Consider the following 20,317-nt stretch of genomic DNA (forward strand, 5'->3'; position numbering starts at 1 on the left):
TTATCAACCAGTGCCAGAGTCTCTTGGATTCACAACGATTCCTATGAATGTTGGAGAAGTCTTGAATAAAGGTGTTGAAGTTGAAATGGCGATAAATCTTGTACAAGCATCTAATTTCAACTGGAGGCTTAATTTAAATGCTACCTCCTACAATAATGAGATACTTGATTTAGCTGATGGCGTAAAAGAATCTGGGATCAAAAGATCAACCTCTATTTTTGAAATTGGTGGATCATTGTATGATGCTTTCCTGAGAGATTATGCCGGGGTTGATAAAAGTACTGGTAAGGCCTTGTATTACCTTGTAGATGGTGACGGCGATTATGTCCTGGATGACAATAATCAAAAACAAACTACGGACACTTATACCGACACTTATCAGGTAAACCTTGGTAGTACTCTGGCAAAAGTGTATGGTGGTTTTGGAACTTCAATCGAATCATTCGGTTTTGACTTATCCGTGGCTTTTGGATATCAGTTAGGTGGAAAAGTTTTTGATGGTACTTATCAATCGCTCATGCACGGAGGAGATGAGGCTGGAGTAAACTGGCATAAAGACATTCTTAATGCGTGGTCTTATGACAATCCTAACAGTGATATTCCCCGCTTAAATTCTTTGGATGATAACAGACAAATGCACTCCTCTCGCTTTTTAGAGAGCTCCGATTACTTAAGTGTTAACAATTTAACACTAGGTTATACAATACCATCTCAGGTGTCAGAATACCTTAAACTTGCCAGTGCGCGGGTTTATTTTTCAGCTGATAATTTGGCTTTATGGTCCGCAAGAAAAGGTCTGGACCCAAGGCAATCTTTTGGAGGAACTGACTGGCAGGCTGTAGGTAGCCACAATTATTCCGCACTACGGACACTGTCAGGAGGTATTACCGTTAATTTCTAAGTATTAATACCACCTAAAAATTGATTATTATGAAGAATATTTTTTATAAAGTTTTGGTTCCTTTAATGATGCTTATTGTCGTCGGTTCTTGTACCGATGATTTAGTAACATCTCCTGAAGGGGCAATTCTTACATCAGAGCAGAAACAAGAAATAGCTGCTCTTTTACCAGAGAGGTTGTCGGCCGATTTAAATGGTATGTATGCTATTTTAGGAACACAGTATCCTGCTTTGCCTGCCAGTGAAAGATCTGATGACTTCGGTTATGCTTCAGTTACTTTAGCCTGGGATCATAATGGTTCTGATATGGTTAGTCCTGATGCAGGTTATAACTGGTTTGCAACTCCCGGAGAGTTTCAAGATCGTAACTACTCGTATGCAAGTCCCTATATTCGCTGGGCTTTGTTTTATAAACAAATTAAACTTGCGAATGATCTTTTGCTTGCAATTCCTGCTGACTCAGAGAGTAAGGAGTTGGAGTATTACAAGGGACAAGCTTTAGCTGTACGAGCATTTGACTATTTTAATCTAGTTCAGATGTATCAATTTACCTATAAGGGTAATGAAGATAAACCTGCCATTCCCATTGTAACCAATGAAATGGAGGGAGATCTTACGAATAACCCCAGAGCATCTGTACAGGAGGTATATAACCTAATTATGTCCGATTTAGATGATGCTATTCTCTTGTTGGAAGGATATACCCGGAACAATAAAGCTGCGGTTGATCAGGCTGTAGCATACGGTATTAGAGCAAGAGTGAATTTAGTTATGCAAAATTGGGCCGAAGCTGCAGCCGATGCTGCCAAAGCAAGAGCCGGGGTTCCTTTTTTGTCCATGGCTGATGCTGCGAAGCCTGGTTTTAACTCAGCAACTGCTCCTAACTGGATGTGGGCTGTTTTAATTAGCCCTGTTAATGTTTCAAGTAATTATGATACTTGGCCCTCTAAAATCAGTTCATTTGCTGGTAATAGTTATACTTGCAATGTCGGTCAGTACATGGGAATTAGCTCACTTCTTTGGGCTAAAATACCAGAGGATGATGTGCGTAAAGGATGGTGGATTGATTCCGAGTTGAAATCTCCAATTCTTGATAATCTTACTTGGCCAGGACATGAGGGTGAACCGATCGGTCCGTTAAATATTCCTGAGGTGAAAATGCCATTTCTTCCCTATACCAACGTTAAGTTTGGTCCCACCGATGATGTTATAGGGAACGGCGATAATTCTGCTGATTGGGTTATTATGAGGTCGGAAGAAATGTTGCTTATTGAAGCTGAGGGTTTAGCTATGAGCGGAGATGTTGGAGGTGCAGTTCAACTGCTTGAAGACTTTATTAGCACATATCGTAATCCTTCTTACAGTTTAGATATTAGTTCTGCTGATGATTTTCAAAATGAAGTTTGGAAACAAAGACGAATTGAACTATGGGGTGAAGGTTTTGGATACTCTGATATTATGCGTCTGCAAAAGAATATTGTAAGATATAATGACAGAGTTGACTCAAACTTCCCACTTTCTATGAGATTTAACTTGGCATCTAACGATCCTTGGTTACTATTACGTATTCCTCAGAGGGAAATTAATTCCAACCAAGGTATTGCTGAAAGTGATAATAACTCAGGTGGCTCACAGCCTGTTTCTGGTGATGGCGCCGGTCTTCTTGATGGTGTTACTGACTAAATTTTTATCTAGATTAATTCAAAAATATTGCTTTATGAAGAAATATTTGAAACTTTTATATGGGGCAATGGGTTTAGTCGGCCTTTTGCTGACTTCCTGCTCTGAGGACATTGTTGACAGAGAGGCATCTTATGTGCCTGGAGATAATGTTATGCAGGTATACTTTACGGCTGCTAATCCAGGATTTATGGAAGTGGAGCCGGTTGTTAATTCTGTATCTATAGAGATTGCTCGCCAGGAGACAGCTGCAGCTGCGCAGGTTGGGATTATGTCTTATGATACCGCCGGTGTTTTTACAGTTCCTGAATTTGTCAGTTTTGAAGCTGGCGAAGAAATTGGCACTATAGAGATTTCGTTTGCTGATCTTGAGGTGTTTGAAAGCTATATGCTACGTTTGGTTCTGGATGAAAGTGAAACAAATCCTTATGTGGAAGTGGATGGTACTCAGGAATTTGTTCTTCGCGTTATGCAGTCTGACTGGGCTGATGTTGCGCAGGGTAGCTATTATAGTGACTTTTTTGAAGACACTTGGGATCAGGCTTTGCAATATTCGGTTTTGCTGGATCGTTATCGTTTTCCAAGTGTTTGGTTTGACGGATTTCATTTCGAGTTTTTATGGGATGGTGAGAGTGCTGATGTTGCACCATTTAGAGCCTCTTTTCCAACAGGTTATGATCATCCGACTTATGGAATGATTTATGCGGAAGTTGCTTCAGAACCAGGAGTTGAGGATTCCTATTATGATGCTGCCGAAAATCAATTAGTTTTCGATGTTGGTTGGGTAGTGCCAGGATTAGGGTCTTTTGGAAATTTTCCTGAAATATTTACCATAACAAGTGAATAGTTTTTTAAGAATTGATATTAAAGGAAAAGCCATGCTTAAATAGTGTGGCTTTTCTTTTGAATCTTGTTTTTGTGAAAAACTAGATTTTTAAATTGTGGTTTAGGCACTAAAAAACTCTAGATTTTAAGAGCTTTCTTCTATTTCTTGATGCTGAAAATATATTTTCACACTGTAAAATATAAAAGAATTGTTAATCAATTATACCAGATCGGTATCACTGACCTCATCCATTTTGGGTAATTGAGAAGAAGAATAAAATTAACAAAATTATCTATAGGATTTGGGTAACAAATTTAATGACAGACTGTAAATGTTAATCTAATGACAACGTATCCAAATTTGATCTTACGCATTGTTTCCCCATAGAACTACTTTACTTTGGTTCTTTAAGAATCCCTGTTAATTCAATAATTGTATTTGCCCTTTCTATGCGAAGAAGTGTATTTAAACTTTCCCAATCATTATCCCAAAATCTGTAATACGTAATCTGATCCTGTCTCTTACTTTTTGATAATAAGACTCGGGGTTCCAATTGTTGTTTCTGATTGATGATTTGATTAATCCATTCGATTCCAACAAATAATCCTTCTTTAGGCATTACCACATTCTCAAATTCAAGATTAAATAAAATGTATTTGTCAACATTTGAACTAATTATGATCCCTCTATTAAGCAGAATTTCGGTGCCTGGCTTTCCATTTTTATTGGCATATAGGTGTAGCCTAATATAGGTTGAATCCTTTGTTAACGCCTTCTTAGTAAATATTTTTACGGATTTTATATAATCATTATAGGCCTCCATTTTTATTAACTGAGTCAATTCTAATCCTGAGAATCCTGCGAATGAGATATTTGAATTTTTATTTCTGTTTTTTGATTTTTTTAAAGAGTATTTAGATGGTGACACTATAATCTCATTTAAATAATTAATTCTTGGGCTCAAGCGGATAGTATCTTTCAAATCTTGATTGCTTATTATGTTTTTGTCGAAACCAATATGCTTAAACTGAATAGAATCAGTGTCCCCAATTTCAGAAAATGCAAATAAACCTATTTCGTTGGTATACGTACCTTTGGACTTGCCTTGCACAGTAACAGCAACCATACTTATAGGTTGGTTTGTTTCCCTATCTACAACGATGCTTCTGACTTGACTGAAATTTTTTACAGATGAGAATAACAATCCTATTAATGATATTAATATAATTTTCCGTTTCATAAAACAGATACTAAAAATCGGCATTTATGCCGGTTAATTAAATTACTCTGGGCATAAATTCTACTTTAACAGTTGATTAAAGATATATTGTCTGCTAAAGTTTGTACTTTTTGCCGTACCTAGCTTTGTTGGATGGTAATTCAAAAGTAGGCATTTCGGATCGTACTTTGACAAAATAACCAATTATTAAACCTCTTTTCTTATTTTTGTAGCTGAACATGTAATTGGAAGAAGATGACAACAGAATTTCAGATCTTGTTGATGACGGCTGCATCCGTCGGTTTTTTGCATACGATTTTGGGACCGGACCACTATTTGCCTTTTATAATGATTGGGAAGGCGAGGGAATGGACTTTGAAGAAGACGCTGTGGCTCACTTTTTGTGTGGGTGGGACATGTGTTGAGTTCGGTGGTGATTGGACTGGTAGGGATTGCTATTGGGGCACAGTTGCAAAAACTGACATGGCTGGAAGGTTTCAGGGGCAATTTGGCGGCCTGGGCTTGATCGCTTTTGGTTTGGCTTATGCCGTGTGGGGACTGAAGCATATTTTTCGTCCTGCCAGAGAAAGAATTAAAGATGAGGGGGCTACTCAATCCAAGAAAATTACCCCATGGGTGTTGTTTATTATTTTTGTTTTGGGGCCTTGTGAAGTGCTTATTCCTGTGCTGATGTATCCGGCTGCCAATGAAAGTGTGGGCGCTTTATTAACGGTGACAGGCGTGTTTGGCGTAACTACGCTGGCGACCATGATGGGGGCGGTGTTTTTGGCTTCTTACGGACTGAGTTTTGTCTCTCTAAAACCCATCGAAAAATACACGCACACCATTGCTGGTTTGGTTATTTTCCTTTCGGGGATGGCTATTCAGGTATTGGGCCTTTAAATGAATATGAATACAAACAACATGGAGAAATTGATAACATCGAATTTGAAGCTGGGTATCATAGCTGGTGGCCAATTGGGAAAAATGCTGATTCAGGAGGCCAGCAAATGGGATATAAGAACGTTTGTTTTAGATAACGATGAAACTTGTCCCGCCGGCAGTATTGCCTCGCATTATGTGAAGGGCAGCAATGTGAACTACGACGATGTTTATCAATTCGGAAAGTTGGTGGATGTGCTGACTTTTGAAATGGAGAATGTGAACATTGAGGCCTTGAAAAAGCTAAAAGCTGAGGGGCTCAAGATTGTTCCTGATCCGGGAATTTTGGAACTGATACAGGATAAGGGGCTTCAAAAGGAATTTTATAGGGGAAATGGTATCGCGACTTCCGATTTCAGGCTCTATGATACGGTTGAAGATATATTGGCGGGTATTGAAAAGGGGGAGATTGCTTATCCTTTTGTGCAAAAATAAGGCAAGGGGGTATGACGGCCGTGGCGTGGCTGTTATAAATGATGAAAGCGATTTGTCCAAATTGCTTTCGCAACCATCTCTGGTGGAAGATAAAGTGACGATTGAAAAGGAGGTTTCGGTGATTGCTGCCCGCAACCAGAAGGGGGAGATCAGGTGCTACCCCTTGGTTGAAATGGAGTTTACACCGAATGCGAATCTGGTGGATGAACTGATTTGTCCATCGTCCGTTTCTATTGAACAATCTGAGAAGGCCATTGCCTATGCCAGTGATATCATTGAGTTGTTGAACATGGAGGGATTGCTGGCGGTTGAGTTCTTTATCGATTCTAATGGTGGGGTACTGGTCAATGAAATGGCCCCACGACCACACAACAGCGGGCATCATACCATTGAAAGCATTATTACCTCACAATTTGAACAGCACTTGCGGGCCATTCTTAATCTTCCACTGGGAAGTACCAAACTGAAACTGCCTTCGGTAATGATTAATATATTGGGTGAGGAAGGGCATGAGGGGCCTGTGATGTACGAGGGTTTAATGGAAAGCATGGCCATTGAAGGGGTCAAGATTCATTTGTATGGAAAGAAAATAACCAAGCCCTTCCGTAAGATGGGGCATGTTACCATTTTGTCATCTACACTGGAGTGTGCGAAGAAGAAGGCCGAACAAGTAAAACAATTAATACGCGTTAAAGCATGGACCAAAAATTAGTAAGCATTGTAATGGGCTCAGATTCTGATTTGCCTGTGATGAAACAGGCGGCAGAAATGCTCGAGCAATTTGGTGTGGGTTATGAGTTGGATATCGTATCGGCGCACCGCACACCCGAGAAGTTGTTTGAGTTTTCATCGAATGCCCACAAGCGGGGCATTCAGGTTATAATTGCAGGAGCCGGTGGGGCTGCCCATTTACCTGGTATGGTAGCGGCCATATCGCCATTGCCTGTTATTGGGGTTCCCATTAAATCCAGCAATTCGATTGACGGCTGGGATTCTGTGCTTTCTATTTTGCAGATGCCGGGTGGTGTACCTGTAGCAACCGTTGCACTGAATGGTGCCAAAAATGCGGGCATTCTGGCTGCTCAGATTATTTCAGTGATGGATGAGGACTTACGTGTAAAAATTATTCAGTACAAAGAGGAACTGAAAGCGCAGGTAATAGCCAAAGCCAGAAATTTGTAGTCATGCTGAAAATTCTGATCCAAAAGGCATTTTTATTCTTTTTTGGCTTCTTAGAAGCCAAAAGTGATGGCTGACATTGTTAATGATGTAAATCTTAAAACAGGAAAACATGAGAAGGTATTTGACGGTATTTGCTTCATTTGTAATTATGCTATGCATCGGTAGTGTTTATGCCTGGAGCATCATAGCTTCCGAACTTATTAAATACCATGATTTCTCTGCCTCTCAATCTCAAATCATATTTGGAACCTTAATTGCCATCTTTCCTGTTACCATGATTTTTGTCGGACGTATTGGTGAAAAGCTTAAATCCAGATATATCAGCTATATTTCCGGTTTGCTGTTTTTTGTCGGCTACCTTTTAGCCAGCCTTTCGAATGGCAGTTTTGTTTTAATCTTCCTTGGGGTGGGCGTATTAGCCGGTATTGCTACAGGTTTTGGTTATTGGGCCTCCCTTACCACTCCCATACAGTGGTTTCCCGAGAAAAAAGGCTTGATTACCGGCATTGCGGCTGCCGGTTTTGGTTTGGGGGCCGTGGTGATGTCTGCTATCGCTGAACGGGTTTTACTGAGTGGTAGGGACGTGTTGCAACTGTTGGCCATTATTGGTGTGTCCTATGGTTTGGTTATTGTCCTTCTGTCTAATTTAATTAGTCAAAATGCTTTAATCGTTAAGGAAAAGGCCGTCAATGCCAAAGAGTTTATCCGTTCAAAAATCTTCAAGAAGCTGTTTTTTGGTATTTTCTTAGGGACTTTTGCCGGATTATTAATTATTGGTAGTCTGAAAATAATTGGCGGTCAGTTCAACATTTCCACCCATTATTTGGTAGTGGGCGTTTCTGTCTTTGCCGTCGCCAACTTCCTGGGGCGCTTGCTTTGGGGACTCATGAGCGATTATCTGGGAGCCAGTCTGAGCATCTTTTTGGCCCTCCTGGTCCAGTCCATCGCCATTCTTTTACTGAATATCGTCCAATTATCTGTCGTCTCCTACCTGGTATTGGCCTTTTTTATCGGATTCGGATTTGGCGGTAATTTTGTGCTTTTTGCCAAAGAAACCGCCCAGCTTTTCGGCGTTAAAAATCTGGGCATTATCTACCCCTATGTGATTTTGGGCTATGCCATAGCTGGCATCGCCGGTCCATTCAGCGGCGGATTCCTCTTCGACATTTCCGGCACTTACACTTGGGCCATCTATCTGGCCAGCATTCTTAGTCTGCTCGGCAGCTTGCTGTTTTTGCTTCAGTTTGTAAAGGAACGGGGGCGGAAGAAGGTATCTTCAAATGCTCTTTGACTTTTTTATGTAATGACTTTCTAAAGCAAGGGATACTATTCTGATTTTTCAATATTGTATGCAGATGCTTTAATTGGCGCATTAGTGGATTGTATAGATAAAACTATATTTTTCGCTTAATTTTGCTTTAATTGTAGATTTATCTATATTTGATAAGCTTAATTGGAGATGTATGTACAGCGAGTTATACGAAAAATCAGGAACTGAAATTATCCGGGAGCTAGGTAGCGTTTTAGCCAATACCGGAAACGAATGAGGTACACCCAGAAACAAATTGCCGAGAAATCCGGTTTGAGTGTGTTTACCATTAGTTCTTTTGAGAATGGTGCTTCTACCGGAATTACCATAGCTTCATTCATCAAGTTACTGCGCGCCATTGATAGTTTGGAGGAAATTGAAAAACTATTGCCTGAACTGCCTGTTAGTCCACGAGAATTGTTTCTGAAACAACACAAGAGATAGGATATGAATACAAATACTGTAAAAGTCACATTATGGGGAATGGATGTTGGCTATCTTTCCTGGGATATGAAAGCGAGAGCAGCGGTATTTGAATATGCTCCATCTTTTCTTGATAGAGGCCTGGATATTGCACCGCTAACCATGTCCATAAACTCGCCGCGTAGTCAGAAATCACTACCATGGATTGGTGATAGGGATAAATTGTATCAGGGACTTCCACCTGCGATTGCTGATTCTTTGCCTGATAAATGGGGCAATTCTCTTTTTAAAGCGTGGTTGCGGGATAATAAGATTCAGGCCAATAAAACAAGTCCGGTAGATCATCTTTCCTTTATTGGAAGTCGTGCAATGGGTGCATTGGAATATGAGCCGGCAAAGAAGTTAGGAGATGATTCAGCTTTTGCGGTTGATGTCCAAAGGCTCTATGAATTTGCCAGACAGGTGTTAAATGAAAGGGAATCCACTGTCTTAAATATTGAAAATTCTATTCTGTGGCAAGATTTGGTGAAAATTAGCTCTTCACCTGGTGGCAAACGTCCAAAGGCCATTATTGCTTTAAATGATGCTACGGGAGAAATTATTTCCGGTCAGGGATTAATACCGGACGGCTTTCAGCATTACATTCTAAAGTATGATGATAATTCGGCCTATCCATTTGCTAAACTGGAGTACATTTATTATCGAATGGCTTTGGATGCCGGAATTATTATGATGCCTTCGGAGCTCCGCACCTACGAAAGAATAACACATTTTCTTACCCAGCGTTTTGACCGTTCCGAAAATATTAAAACGCATACACAAACAATGGCTGCAATGTGGCCATTCGGTGGTAGTTACGAGGATATTTTCGCTGTTATTCGGCGACTTAATTTGCCATATGAAGATACCAGACAACAATACTTGCGAATGGTTTTCAATGTTATTGCCCGGAATGTGGACGATCATTCCAAGAATTTTTCATTTTGCATGAACGAAAGTGGTGTATGGCGACTATCCCCGGCCTACGATTTAACTTACAGTGTTGATTTGGCCGCGCCAGCATACTCAAACAGGCATTCTTTAACTGTGAATGGCAAGAGTGAAGAAATTACCCGTGAAGACTTGGAGACAGTGGGACAAAATAATGATATACAGGATTACAATACTTTGATTGATGACGTTTCTGGTGCGGTTGTCAAATTTGCGGAATATGCAAAGGACTTAGGCATTGATGCAAAGCTTCTTGAAGCTATTAAAGCTGATTTTGTTATAGTATAGAATTTACAAATGTTTCTTCTTGAATATGCCGGCTACGGTTTTGCCGATGCCGTCGATTTTTTCAATGGCGGAGATGAGGGAGGGGTAGGTGAGGTCAACTCTTTCGTCGTTAAGGTCTAACTGCGAGGGGTAAATGAGCAGAAAGTTTTGGTGGATGAGGTATTTGTTGATATAGTTGGGGATGTGTGCCATGGAATCGTTGTAGGAGGGCAGGTTTTCCCGGCTTAAAACGACGGTGACGTTGTCGTCTTTTCTGAGTTTGCTTTTCCAGGTCATTAGTTGCAGCCAATCGGTGAATTCGTTGAATTCGACCTGGATGGGGTGGTGCAGATGGATGCTTTTGATGAGTTTCAGGGTTTCGGGTCCTGCGTAGAATATGATGGTTGCTCCGGTGTTGAGGGCAATGTTCCATATTTTGGCCAGCCAAAAGGAAAATCCGCTTTCATTTTCGGCGTTTTCCGGTATGAGGACAAAATGTCGGCGAATGGTGGAAATAGGTTGGTAGGTATGGTAAATATAGGTGGTTATGTTGCTGTTGGTCAATATGTTTTGGGTGACTTCTCCCAGAAAGGAATCGGAGAGTCCTTTGCTTTCATGCAGACCCAACAGGAGGTCGGTGATGTTTTTTTCCTTGAGCATGTGGGTGATGCCTTTTACGGGACTGTCACTGTATCTCAGGGATGTTTTTAATTTCAGGTCGACGGCGGAGGCGGCCACAAGGGCTTTGTCGAGGAGCTTCTTGGCCTGAAGTCCGGTGTCTGATCCGGAATGTCCTGTTGGTACGACACTTAGCGCAATTAAGCCATCGGTATTGCTTTTTGATTTAAGAATGGTGCTGATGTTGATTATTTCATCCAGGGTATTGGGGTTACTGATGGGGATCAGGATGCGCTCAGGGTTGTCGGAGGGCGTTGTGTGCGACTCATCCGACAAAGCGATGCTTTGAGCCCCTCGCTGGGTGGCAAAGGAGGCGATGGTACAGGTCACCAAAATCATGATGATCGTGCCGTTTAATATGTGGTCGTTCAACAGCCGGATGGGTTCTCCCAATTCGTTGGTTCCCAGAATGATGTTGTAGCCAATTAATACGGCGGCCAGCGTAGCTGCCGCCTGGGAATTGGTGAGTCCGAACATCAGCTGACGTTCCTCCTTCGAAAATCGAAAACTTTTTTGGGTCAGCCAGGCGGCTAAGAATTTCGCCAGTGTGGCAATGGTGCTCATAATAAACGCCACAAAAAGAGTTTGGGGGTTGCTGAAGGCGCGGTAGTCGATGAGCATGCCAACGCCAATCAGAAAAAAGGGTATGAAGATGGCATTGCCCACAAAGTTGATTCGGTTCATAAGGGGAGAAGTTCTGGTAACCAGTCGGTTAAGCGCCAGTCCGGCCATGAACGCGCCAATAATGGCTTCAATGCCTGCCCATTGCGAAAGAATGGCGCCCAGAAAAACAATTACCAAAACAAAAATATATTGTGATACACTGTCGTTATAGCGCTTGAAAAACCATCTGGCTATCCTGGGGAAAGCCAAAAGGATGATGAGGGTGGAAATGGTGAAGGACAATAATAGTTTTATCCAGAATGCTCCGCCCATGCTACCGTTGGACATGCCAACGATGATGGCCAGTACCAAAAGGGCCAGAATGTTGGTGATCAGGGTGCTGCCAATTGAAATGTTGACGGCCCTGTTTTTGGTGATGCCGAGCTTGCTGACAATGGGATAGGTAATGAGGGTGTGGGAGGCAAACATACTGGCCAGCAGTATGGAGGTGATGAGTGAGAATCCCAGAATATAAACGCCTGCCAGGGTACCCAAAATCATAGGGATGGTAAAGCCATAAAGCCCAGAGCCGTGCTTTTTGCGATGTTCTTTTTGAAGTCGTTCATGTCAATTTCCAGTCCCGAAAGAAACATGATATACAGTAAGCCGGCCGTCCCCGATAGAATGATGCTGCTGTCACGCGCCAACAGGTTGAGTCCAAATGGACCTATAATCAGTCCGGCCAAAATCATTCCCAATAGATGAGGCAGTTTGAGCTTGTCAGATAAAATGGGGATACACAGAATGATGATCAGAATGACCAGGAACTTGAGAACCGGATCGGTTATCGGCAATGCTAAATCAAATAAGCCTGATGCCATACGGTGACAATTAAATGATATGTTTTTGCTCGTGACAGGATAGGCAAGGGGCAGTTAAAAACTAAAGGTCTTTTTTGCTCATCAAACTAAGGTCCTGAAGTTTTCTGCCAAAAACATCATCTGCTGCAAGTTTTAAAACATCATCTTGTAATCCTAAAACTCTCAATGTGTTAAAATAGGCAGCCATTGAAACGCTTGCATTTCCTTTTTCAATTTGGTACAATGTCGTTCTGTCAATACCAGCTCGTTCACTTACTTGTATCGTGGTGAGCTTTCTACGTTTTCTGGCCAGCTTGATGTTGTGGCCAACTTGTTCCATTAACCTTTGATGTTTTGGAAATAGGATGTGTTTTTTCGTGGCCATTGGCAATGTGTTGAATATTTTCCTCAAATTTAGCATATATGTTGATAATAATCAACATGTTTACTATTAATGATTTATTCCCCCTCATCATCAAACCTCCCTATAAAAATAAAAAGGCAGTCAACCTGTTGGTTGACTGCCTTTTCTTCGACTTCTGAGCGCTTCCTTTTTTAGAAGGCGTACTGAGCCGTGGCGCCTATGCGCGCATAGGTGATGGCCAGACCACCGATGGCAAAGAAGCTTATTTGATCGCCTGATTGTGAGAAGATGTATTGGGCATCGAGGTCGATGACGTTGTAGCTGACATAATCCTTTTTAAGAATATGGGTAAAGCCAAAGGCGCCCTCCCATTCGGGTGTGAAGGTGTAAACTCCTTTGAAGGCCACTCCTAGGTTGTTAATGTCGGTGGCATATACCAAACCGGCGCCTGCACGGATGTTACCGCTTTCGTTATTTTGAGCTTTTGCGCTCAGGACAATGACGGCCATGGCCAGAATAAGTGTTAGTCGTTTCATTTCGATAGTTGTTAAAATTAGAGGTTTATTGTTTGATGATTTTATGGATGCTTTGTTGGTCAGCACCACGTAAATGCAACAGGTAAATGCCCGGGGGCAGACTGCTTACATTGAGGGTGCTTTCACGGAGTACTCCCTGGTCAACTGTTTGGACGCTGAGGTTGGTAAGCTGGTAGGGCATATCCTTTTCGTTTGTGTTGCTGATTTGCAGCAGGTCGCTTACGGGATTGGGGTAAATGGTGATCTGCGCTTCTTCCACAGCAGGAAGTGCGGTGCCAACATCATCGACCGGGGGCATGTAAATGTTGCCGGTCCAACTGGTGATGCCCTGGGCTCTGTAGATCCCTGCCTGTGAAAACTGTCCCGTCATCCATATCCGCCCTTCCGCATCGGTTGCCAGAGATCGGACCAGACTGTTGGGGCCGTTGTGAAAGCTTAGCCATTCCTGTCCGTTCCAGCCGGCCAGGTGGGCCATTTCCTGGTTGCCGCTATGGGTAAAGCGACCGCCGGCAATGATGGCTCCTTCTTTACTAATGGTCAGGGAATTGACTTCCCAGTTGAATCCTTGATCCAGCGGATACCACTGTCCGTCAGCTTTGAGGATGGCGATGCGGTTCAGACGACCGTTTTCGGTGTTGTTGGTAAATGTACCTGCTGCCACCAGTTCTCCGGAGGGTAAAAAGGCCAAATCGTATACCGTGTTAGCAACTCCGTTATCACCAACGGGGTAGAAGCGGGTGCCATCCCAGGCCGTGACAGAGCGGATGGGCTCTTCGCCTTCCAAGAAGGTAAAACCACCTCCGAAGTACAGTCGTCCATCGGGCCCTTTTTTAATAACACTCACGGAGGTCCTGATGCTGCCGATGTTGTCCCAGGTTTGTGTGGTTTCGGACCAGAGAGCAGCGCCATTAACGCCATCGCCGTTTCTGAATGAACCCCCGGCAATAATTCGTTGATCGTCTACATACAAGGTTTTGACTTCATCGCTGAAACCATCCCCCATGGTTTCCCATTCGGTGCCGTTGAAACGGGCAATGTGGTTAAACGGGACATTTTCGCCATCGCGGATGACGTTTCGAAAATTTCCGGCGGCGTAAATGGTACCGTCCGGCCCTTGTGCCATCGTGTGAATAGTGGTGTTCAGTCCTTGACCCAGGGGCTGCCAGGCCTCCTCATTAACCATCCAACGGGCCACAGCGGGGTAATGGTGGCCACCAAAGATCCAACTGGCACCCACCAGCAGGTTGCCTTCATTGTCGAGACTGACGCTTGAGCCAAAGCCTTTAGAGCTGCCAGCTACCCTTGGGCCGCTTAGTCCGTTCCCTAAAGGTTGCCAGCTGTCTCCCTGCCAGTGGGCAATGTTGTACACGAATAGGCCATCGGCCCGACCCACATTGCCGGTAACGTATAAGCGACCATCGGGCCTCACCAGCAGGTGGCGCAAGGTAAGGGTCAAATCGCGGTCCGGGAAGTTGGGGTTGACTTTGCCACGTAAACCTTCGCCAAAGCCTTCCCATCCTTGGTTGCTCCATTTGAGTAGGGAGGCACTGCCATTGCCATCGGCACCTTCAAAGTGACCACTCAGGTAAATGTTGCCAGCATCGTCTCTTCCGGTGAATAACACGGAGGCGTTGATGCCTTCAATGCCCGGAATGCTGACCAGTTCTTGTTCGGCTATATCGTAATAGCCAAAGATGAAATTGGTAGGCGCCGAGTTCTGCGTAGATCCGAGGTACAGGCGGTTGTTACCATCGAAGTTCATGCCGTTTATGATGCCCAGATCCAGTCCGTGGACCGCCGCATTGATCCACTCGCTGCCGACCATGTTATAACGCAGCAGTCCTTTATGCTTTTCATAGGACGAACTGCGGGCCGTGGCTATGTACATGGTATCACCCACCTGCTCAAAGTGACGAACGGCTACACGCTCGTGGATGTAAGTCCCAAATCCTTCCCAGGCGTTGCCATTCCAGCGGGCCATATTGTTGGTGCTTTCGGCACCTGCTTGTACAAATTCACCGCCCAGCCACAGCTGTTCGTTGTCATCCAGGTAGAGTTGGTTAACGCTGACTGAGCCGTATTCGCGCGGCATTAATCCGCCATCCATATTATGCCAGGAGGTGCCGTCAAACATTGCCAGGTGTAAATAGGGCTGTCCGGCGATCTCCGTAAATGCGCCACCTATGTAAATGTGTCCCTGGCTGTCAATGACGATTTTTTCGATTTCGCCGTTCACGCCCGGGTCCTCATCAAACCAGTTACGCCCGTCGAAACGCTGTAGTCGCGCAACAGGGGCGGTGCTGTTGGGGTCTGTGACTGAAGTGGCCAGCCATAAATCCCCATTGGGTGCCTCTGCTACGGCATAACTCAGCGAGCTCCAGCTGCCGGTTTGCGCAAAATTGTCGTACCAGCTGCCCGAAATTCCAACCAGATCGGCACTCAATGGAACAAGTAGCAAAAAGCTTAATAGTAAGGATAGTATAAGATGCTTCATGTTGGGTGTTGTTTAAATGGAAGGTAAAGTGCAGAGCTTAATATAGAAGGGAAGCACCCTCGGATTTATCCGAAGCATGCTTCCCCGTCCTATTATTAGAACTTCACTCTGGCACGTTAAAGCTGCCGTCGATGTTTATTTCAGTTTGTACTTCGTTGTATTCTGACGTTTTCATGCGAAGAATGATGTCGCCTTGAATATGGGAGTCGGTTATTTTGTTCACGCGTAATATACCATTGGTTAATTCGGGATAGATTATCGCATTGCGCGATTCGTCCCACCAGGTAACTCCGGCTCCAAACTTCCCGGTTTCACCTCCGACCATATAGGAGGTTTCCAATCGATGCAAACCTGTGCCCAATTCCATAGGGTCTTCAGAAAAGCGTGAAATGCTGATGAGGAAGGTGGATTGGGACGGGTCGAAATTATCAAGAAACTCGAAGGAGTTTACATGCAGTCCGGAAACAGCATCGCTGTGTTCTATATATTGGCCCCTGGCCTCGAAGTCTCCCTCAACTTCACCGAAGACGGTCAAAGTGGTGTTGCTACCCTGGACATCCAGGTCGTCCTCATTGTCGTCTTCTGAACAAGCGCCCAGCCATAGCAATCCCAGAATGGCGAGTAAGTTTATTGATGAAAGTTTCATAATCGTGATGTTTTAGATTTGGAAGATCCCCCCGCATGATGGATGACCTTCCCAATGGATTAATGCGAATCATGCCCGCTAAATTTCGTTGCTTAATCTATGTTTACAGAACCCAAAAATTGGTGATTTGTCCGTTCAGGTTAGTGGCTGTAATATTTTCGCCGGCAACGATGTTGGCATCAATGGTTTTGTAGTAGCCATAGCCATCGCCATCCATAAAGTGGACATGGTCGAGGTTTAGCCCCCCGCTTATGACCATGTTGGCTTTGGGGCGACCGCTGCGCAGGGAACCTGATCCGGCATTTTTAATTTGTAGATGCTGAATGGAATTGCCGAGCGTGGTGAGCTCAATACCTAGCCAGGTAGCTCCGCCGTCGTGTTCGCCTTCTATCACCACAGGGTTTTCGGCAGTTCCTTCAATGTGCAACTGGCCTTCAATAGCTTTCAGGTAACTTCCTTGTGCCATGGTCAGGTGAGCCCCTGCCTCTATGGTTAGTTTTTGTCCCACCGTGATACGCTCCGCCTGATAGGGTACATTTAATGCCTGCCAGCTGACTTCAGCGTCAGGGGTGCTGCCGTAGGCCCCATTGGCATCAATGGCGTCTGTGTCGTTGCCAAGGTAGTCCGATTCTGCATCCAGGAAATGGAAGGCGTCGGGACGCGCAAACACGGGACGCTGATTGTTTTTATAAACGTTGGCTATGTGCGTCAGGTGCTGGTTGGGATTGCCCGTGAGGATGCCCAGTTCGAGTGCTGCCATTTGCGCATTGCTCAGAGTGCAGCGCTCCATGTGCAGCCTGCCCTCATTCCCCAGAGTGATCATGCCCCGGTCGTTGTTACGGTTGTTTCCCCCGTCGGAGATGTGCACATATTCCAGACGGTTTTTGGTGGTCATGGAGACAAAGCGGATGCTGTGCCAGTAGCCGCGCAGTGCTTCCGTGCCCCGGATCACGATGGGGGCATCCTCGGTTCCTACAGCAGCCAAATAGCTGTCCTGGTTCACATTGATGAAAGTGTTCTGCGTCATTTCAATGATGACTCCTGGTGCCACATCTATTTCGCTGTTGTTGAGACTGATGCCGCCGGTGATGCGGTAATCAACCATCCCGGGAGGTGGTGGGTACCCATGTTTCTTTTAGGTCGTTAAGATTTCCGGCCAGTTCCACTACTTCGGCATCTACCGATACCCGAAGCATGGCGGTCTGGCTTTCATACTCGGTGCTTGCTGTAATGCGAAAGGAGAACTCTCCCACATCGTAGGGTTGGAAGGTGGCGGCGGATTGGTGGACACCTTGCAGGTATTCTTCTAAAAAGTGATCGCCCGGAAAGCTGAGGGCTTCCCAGTGAAACTCAATGGGGGCCTCCAGTTTATCGTAGGTCTGGGAGGCATCCAGTTTGACTGTTTGGCCATACATGGCTTCAAAGTCGTTGGCTACTATGAGTTCCAGACTTTCGGGACGAATGTCTTCCTCTTCTTTGGCATCATCATCGCAACTGCTCATGAACAATGCGAAAAAGAGGGTAGCAAATAGCATTAGGAGAAAGGCCCCTGCTTGCTTAACAGGGCGCAATTGGGAAAGTGGATCTCCGGTTTCTGTAGTGACTTTTCTGGTCTTTTGTAGTGTTGTTGTTTTCATTTTGAGTACGTTTTGGTTTGATTTTCGTTCTAATTTGTACTCAAAAGTCCGAAATGGAATTGAACCACCAAACAGCAACTGACTGTGGCGGCGAAACGGGTGAGTAATTCACCCGTATCAATGAGAATTGATTTCTGCTGTTGCCTTCGAAGCGTTTGACCAGAAGCTCTTGTTTGCTTGAAAAGCAAACAGGCAGTCAACCTGGTGGTTGACTGCCTGTATTTATCTTTATTTTTTTTCTGACTTAGAAAGCATACTGTGCTGTGGCTCCTATTCGGGCGTATGAGCCTCCAACAACGTAAAACGTACTTCCGGAACCAAACGAAAGTTGCTGCTAAGCATGTAATTCATGCCTGCCCCAAGGTTTAAACCGATATCAGATCCGGTGGCGGATCCTCCTCCAAAGGCTCCCCATCCCCAATCGTCGGGGAATTCAACCTTCCACATATTGAGGGCCAGGCCCCCAATGGCAAAAAAGCTCACCTGATCGCCCGATTGTGAGAAAATGTATTGGGCATCCAGATCTACTACATTGTAGCTGATATAATCCTTTTTTAAAATGTGGGTAAAGCCGAAGGCGCCTTCCCATTCAGGGGTAAAGGAATAAACCCCTTTAAGGGCCACACCCAGGTTATTGATGTCGGTAGCATAAACCAACCCGGCGCCTGCGCGGATTTTACTGCTCTCATCGGATTGCGCATGAGCGCTGATGATAAAGCCACTAAGGCCATTAAAAGTGTTAGTTTTCGCATAGTGAATTAAATATTAGAATTAGAATGATTAGAAGGTTATTCTGGGGATTTTAAAGCTGCCGTTGATGCGAATGCTCGGCGGGGTTTCGTCATACCCCACAGCTTTTACGTTTAATGTGAACTCGCCGGTAACCTGAGAATTGGTCACCTTTTCAATTTTGATCGAGCTGTTTTCTACTTCGGAATATACCGTGGGATTGTCTTCGTCGTCCAACCACAAAACCACCGCTCCAAAGCCTTCCGTTTCCTCGTCTTCCAGAAATGTATTGTCAATACTGTGAAGGTGTTCGCCCAATTCTAAGGGCGCTTTGCCATATCGGGAAATGGTTATGTGGAACCTGGATTGTTCCGAGTCCTCACTTTCGAAGAATTGGAAAGAACTAACATAGAACTGTGTTTCGTTGTTGTAAAGTTCTATTAACTGACCGATGGCTTTGAAATTCCCGTCGACTCCGCCGGAGACGTTAAGTGTGGTGTTTTCTTCCATTAAATCGAGGTCGAGATCGTCCTTGTTTTCGTCGTCATCACAGCTGCTTAAAAACAGTGCAAAAATGAGGGTGGCAAAAAGTAGCAGAAGGAAGGCACCTGTCTGCTTAATTGAGCGTAGTTGTGAAAGTGCACCTGTAGGGCTTTCCACATCAAGCTGACGGCTCTTGAGTAAGATGTTTGTTTTCATTTTGAGTACGTGTTGGTTGGACTTAGAATCTAATTAATACTCAAATGTCCGAAATGCGCTTAGCCTTGTCAATACATGGTTAGTGTGGATGCTATATGGGAGAGTAAATCACACGTTTCAGTTAGAATTTATTGATTTCTGCTGATGACTTCGAAGAGCTTGACCAGAAGCTCTTTTTTGCTTTTGCTCACCGGGAGCTGCTTGTCGGGTTCCATCACCACATAGCCCCCGTCGTTTTTATGGTACTTCTTGAGGTAATTGGGATTGATGAGATAGCTTTGGTGGATGCGCATAAACAAATAATTGTTCAGGGTTTGTTCCACCTCTTTAAGCGTTTTGCTGATGAGTTTTTCTTTTTGGTTGGCCAGCACAATGCGGGTGTAGTTGTTTTCGCTTTGACAATAGACGATGTCGGCCACTTCCAAAAACTCAAAGCCTTCGGCTACGGGGATGGCAATCTTGTTTTTGAGCAGCCCCTCAGTTTTTATGGTGGTCAGTAGCTTATGTACCGCTTCTGCATCAAGCAATTTGTTTTGCGTTTCATTTTGTTGTTTCCAATCGCTCAGAATTTGCTCCAGGTCATCTATGTCAACTGGTTTGAGTAGAAAATTGTAGGCTTTGTTGCGGAAGGCTTTCACAGCGTATTCACTGTGGGCGGTGGTAAAAACCACGTCGAAATTGATTTGGGTCAACTGTTCCAATAGCTCAAAACCATTGAGTATCGGCATTTCCACATCTAAAAACAGCAGATCGATTTTTAGTTGGCTCAGGTCTTGCAGACAATCCTCTGGAGTAGTTGATTTGAGTACTATGTTCGTTTTAATGGGTAGAGATTGGAGATCCAGAACGAGGCTCTCTACACAGTGCTTTTCGTCGTCGATAATAGCGATATTCATGC

At 44.2% G+C, this 20,317-nt stretch carries 19 protein-coding genes and 2 pseudogenes; 10 read left to right on the plus strand and 11 right to left on the minus strand.

From position 1 onward, the window contains the following. From JCM15548_RS16275 to JCM15548_RS16285, 3 genes and pseudogenes are all read left to right on the plus strand, one after another. A pseudogene (locus tag JCM15548_RS16275) lies at positions 1–901 on the plus strand (SusC/RagA family TonB-linked outer membrane protein); the annotation flags it as partial. A 29-nt stretch (positions 902–930) separates the two neighbouring features. Further along, positions 931–2,583, plus strand: a complete 1,653-nt coding sequence (locus tag JCM15548_RS16280; protein WP_062127651.1) for a RagB/SusD family nutrient uptake outer membrane protein — start codon at positions 931–933, stop codon at positions 2,581–2,583. Positions 2,584–2,617: 34 nt separating this feature from the next. Then, a complete protein-coding gene (locus JCM15548_RS16285; RefSeq protein WP_062127652.1) occupies positions 2,618–3,427 on the plus strand; it encodes a hypothetical protein in 810 nt (269 codons plus the stop codon). A gap of 373 nt (positions 3,428–3,800) precedes the next feature. Here the strand turns inward: JCM15548_RS16285 and JCM15548_RS16290 are convergent, their stop codons facing one another. Next, positions 3,801–4,646 (minus strand): carboxypeptidase-like regulatory domain-containing protein, encoded by an 846-nt coding sequence (locus JCM15548_RS16290; RefSeq protein WP_162198270.1) that lies wholly within the window; start codon positions 4,644–4,646, stop codon positions 3,801–3,803. 234 nt (positions 4,647–4,880) lie between these two features. On the opposite strand from JCM15548_RS16290, the gene JCM15548_RS16295 reads away from it, so the two are divergent. From JCM15548_RS16295 to JCM15548_RS16320, 7 genes are all read left to right on the plus strand, one after another. Beyond that, positions 4,881–5,528 carry a hypothetical protein gene (locus JCM15548_RS16295; RefSeq protein WP_227625947.1) on the plus strand — a complete coding sequence of 216 codons (648 nt, stop codon included), beginning with the start codon at positions 4,881–4,883 and terminating at the stop codon, positions 5,526–5,528. 21 nt (positions 5,529–5,549) lie between these two features. Further along, positions 5,550–6,002 carry a 5-(carboxyamino)imidazole ribonucleotide synthase gene (locus tag JCM15548_RS24475; protein ID WP_227625948.1) on the plus strand — a complete coding sequence of 151 codons (453 nt, stop codon included), beginning with the start codon at positions 5,550–5,552 and terminating at the stop codon, positions 6,000–6,002. 25 nt (positions 6,003–6,027) lie between these two features. After that, on the plus strand, positions 6,028–6,714 hold the full coding sequence (locus JCM15548_RS16300; RefSeq protein ID WP_262487104.1) for an ATP-grasp domain-containing protein: 687 nt from the start codon (positions 6,028–6,030) through the stop codon (positions 6,712–6,714). After that, the gene (gene purE / locus JCM15548_RS16305) at positions 6,699–7,184 is read left to right on the plus strand and encodes a 5-(carboxyamino)imidazole ribonucleotide mutase (RefSeq protein WP_062127654.1); all 486 of its coding nucleotides are present in this window, start codon (positions 6,699–6,701) and stop codon (positions 7,182–7,184) included. The genes JCM15548_RS16300 and purE overlap by 16 nt, the downstream gene beginning before the upstream one ends. Before the next feature lie 109 nt (positions 7,185–7,293). Continuing rightward, the gene (locus JCM15548_RS16310) at positions 7,294–8,475 is read left to right on the plus strand and encodes an MFS transporter (protein WP_062127655.1); all 1,182 of its coding nucleotides are present in this window, start codon (positions 7,294–7,296) and stop codon (positions 8,473–8,475) included. Between the two features lie 252 nt (positions 8,476–8,727). Then, the gene (locus JCM15548_RS16315) at positions 8,728–8,937 is read left to right on the plus strand and encodes a helix-turn-helix domain-containing protein (protein WP_227625950.1); all 210 of its coding nucleotides are present in this window, start codon (positions 8,728–8,730) and stop codon (positions 8,935–8,937) included. 3 nt (positions 8,938–8,940) lie between these two features. Then, positions 8,941–10,194, plus strand: coding sequence for a type II toxin-antitoxin system HipA family toxin (locus JCM15548_RS16320; protein ID WP_062127656.1), 1,254 nt, complete (start codon positions 8,941–8,943; stop codon positions 10,192–10,194). Positions 10,195–10,197: 3 nt separating this feature from the next. Here JCM15548_RS16320 and JCM15548_RS16325 read toward each other — a convergent pair. The 10 genes and pseudogenes from JCM15548_RS16325 to JCM15548_RS16370 all read right to left on the minus strand — a co-directional run bounded on the left by JCM15548_RS16325 (position 10,198) and on the right by JCM15548_RS16370 (position 20,315). Then, a pseudogene (locus JCM15548_RS16325) lies at positions 10,198–12,335 on the minus strand (cation:proton antiporter domain-containing protein). A 61-nt stretch (positions 12,336–12,396) separates the two neighbouring features. Then, positions 12,397–12,654 carry a helix-turn-helix domain-containing protein gene (locus JCM15548_RS16330; protein WP_227625951.1) on the minus strand — a complete coding sequence of 86 codons (258 nt, stop codon included), beginning with the start codon at positions 12,652–12,654 and terminating at the stop codon, positions 12,397–12,399. 215 nt (positions 12,655–12,869) lie between these two features. Next, the gene (locus JCM15548_RS16335) at positions 12,870–13,214 is read right to left on the minus strand and encodes a hypothetical protein (RefSeq protein WP_062127659.1); all 345 of its coding nucleotides are present in this window, start codon (positions 13,212–13,214) and stop codon (positions 12,870–12,872) included. Positions 13,215–13,239: 25 nt separating this feature from the next. Further along, a complete protein-coding gene (locus JCM15548_RS16340; protein WP_062127661.1) occupies positions 13,240–15,708 on the minus strand; it encodes a T9SS type A sorting domain-containing protein in 2,469 nt (822 codons plus the stop codon). A gap of 103 nt (positions 15,709–15,811) precedes the next feature. Beyond that, positions 15,812–16,354 (minus strand): hypothetical protein, encoded by a 543-nt coding sequence (locus JCM15548_RS16345; protein WP_062127663.1) that lies wholly within the window; start codon positions 16,352–16,354, stop codon positions 15,812–15,814. 103 nt (positions 16,355–16,457) lie between these two features. After that, the gene (locus tag JCM15548_RS16350) at positions 16,458–17,459 is read right to left on the minus strand and encodes a hypothetical protein (protein ID WP_062127665.1); all 1,002 of its coding nucleotides are present in this window, start codon (positions 17,457–17,459) and stop codon (positions 16,458–16,460) included. Further along, positions 17,452–17,991 carry a hypothetical protein gene (locus tag JCM15548_RS16355; protein WP_062127668.1) on the minus strand — a complete coding sequence of 180 codons (540 nt, stop codon included), beginning with the start codon at positions 17,989–17,991 and terminating at the stop codon, positions 17,452–17,454. The genes JCM15548_RS16350 and JCM15548_RS16355 overlap by 8 nt, the downstream gene beginning before the upstream one ends. A 270-nt stretch (positions 17,992–18,261) precedes the next feature. Further along, a complete protein-coding gene (locus JCM15548_RS16360) occupies positions 18,262–18,648 on the minus strand; it encodes a hypothetical protein (protein WP_062127670.1) in 387 nt (128 codons plus the stop codon). A 123-nt stretch (positions 18,649–18,771) separates the two neighbouring features. Beyond that, the gene (locus JCM15548_RS16365) at positions 18,772–19,419 is read right to left on the minus strand and encodes a hypothetical protein (protein ID WP_062127672.1); all 648 of its coding nucleotides are present in this window, start codon (positions 19,417–19,419) and stop codon (positions 18,772–18,774) included. 128 nt (positions 19,420–19,547) lie between these two features. Further along, positions 19,548–20,315 carry a LytR/AlgR family response regulator transcription factor gene (locus tag JCM15548_RS16370; protein WP_062127693.1) on the minus strand — a complete coding sequence of 256 codons (768 nt, stop codon included), beginning with the start codon at positions 20,313–20,315 and terminating at the stop codon, positions 19,548–19,550. Positions 20,316–20,317 lie beyond the last annotated feature (2 nt).

It is taken from the genome of Geofilum rubicundum JCM 15548, from assembly GCF_000974365.1.
GTDB lineage: Bacteria > Bacteroidota > Bacteroidia > Bacteroidales > Marinilabiliaceae > Geofilum > Geofilum rubicundum.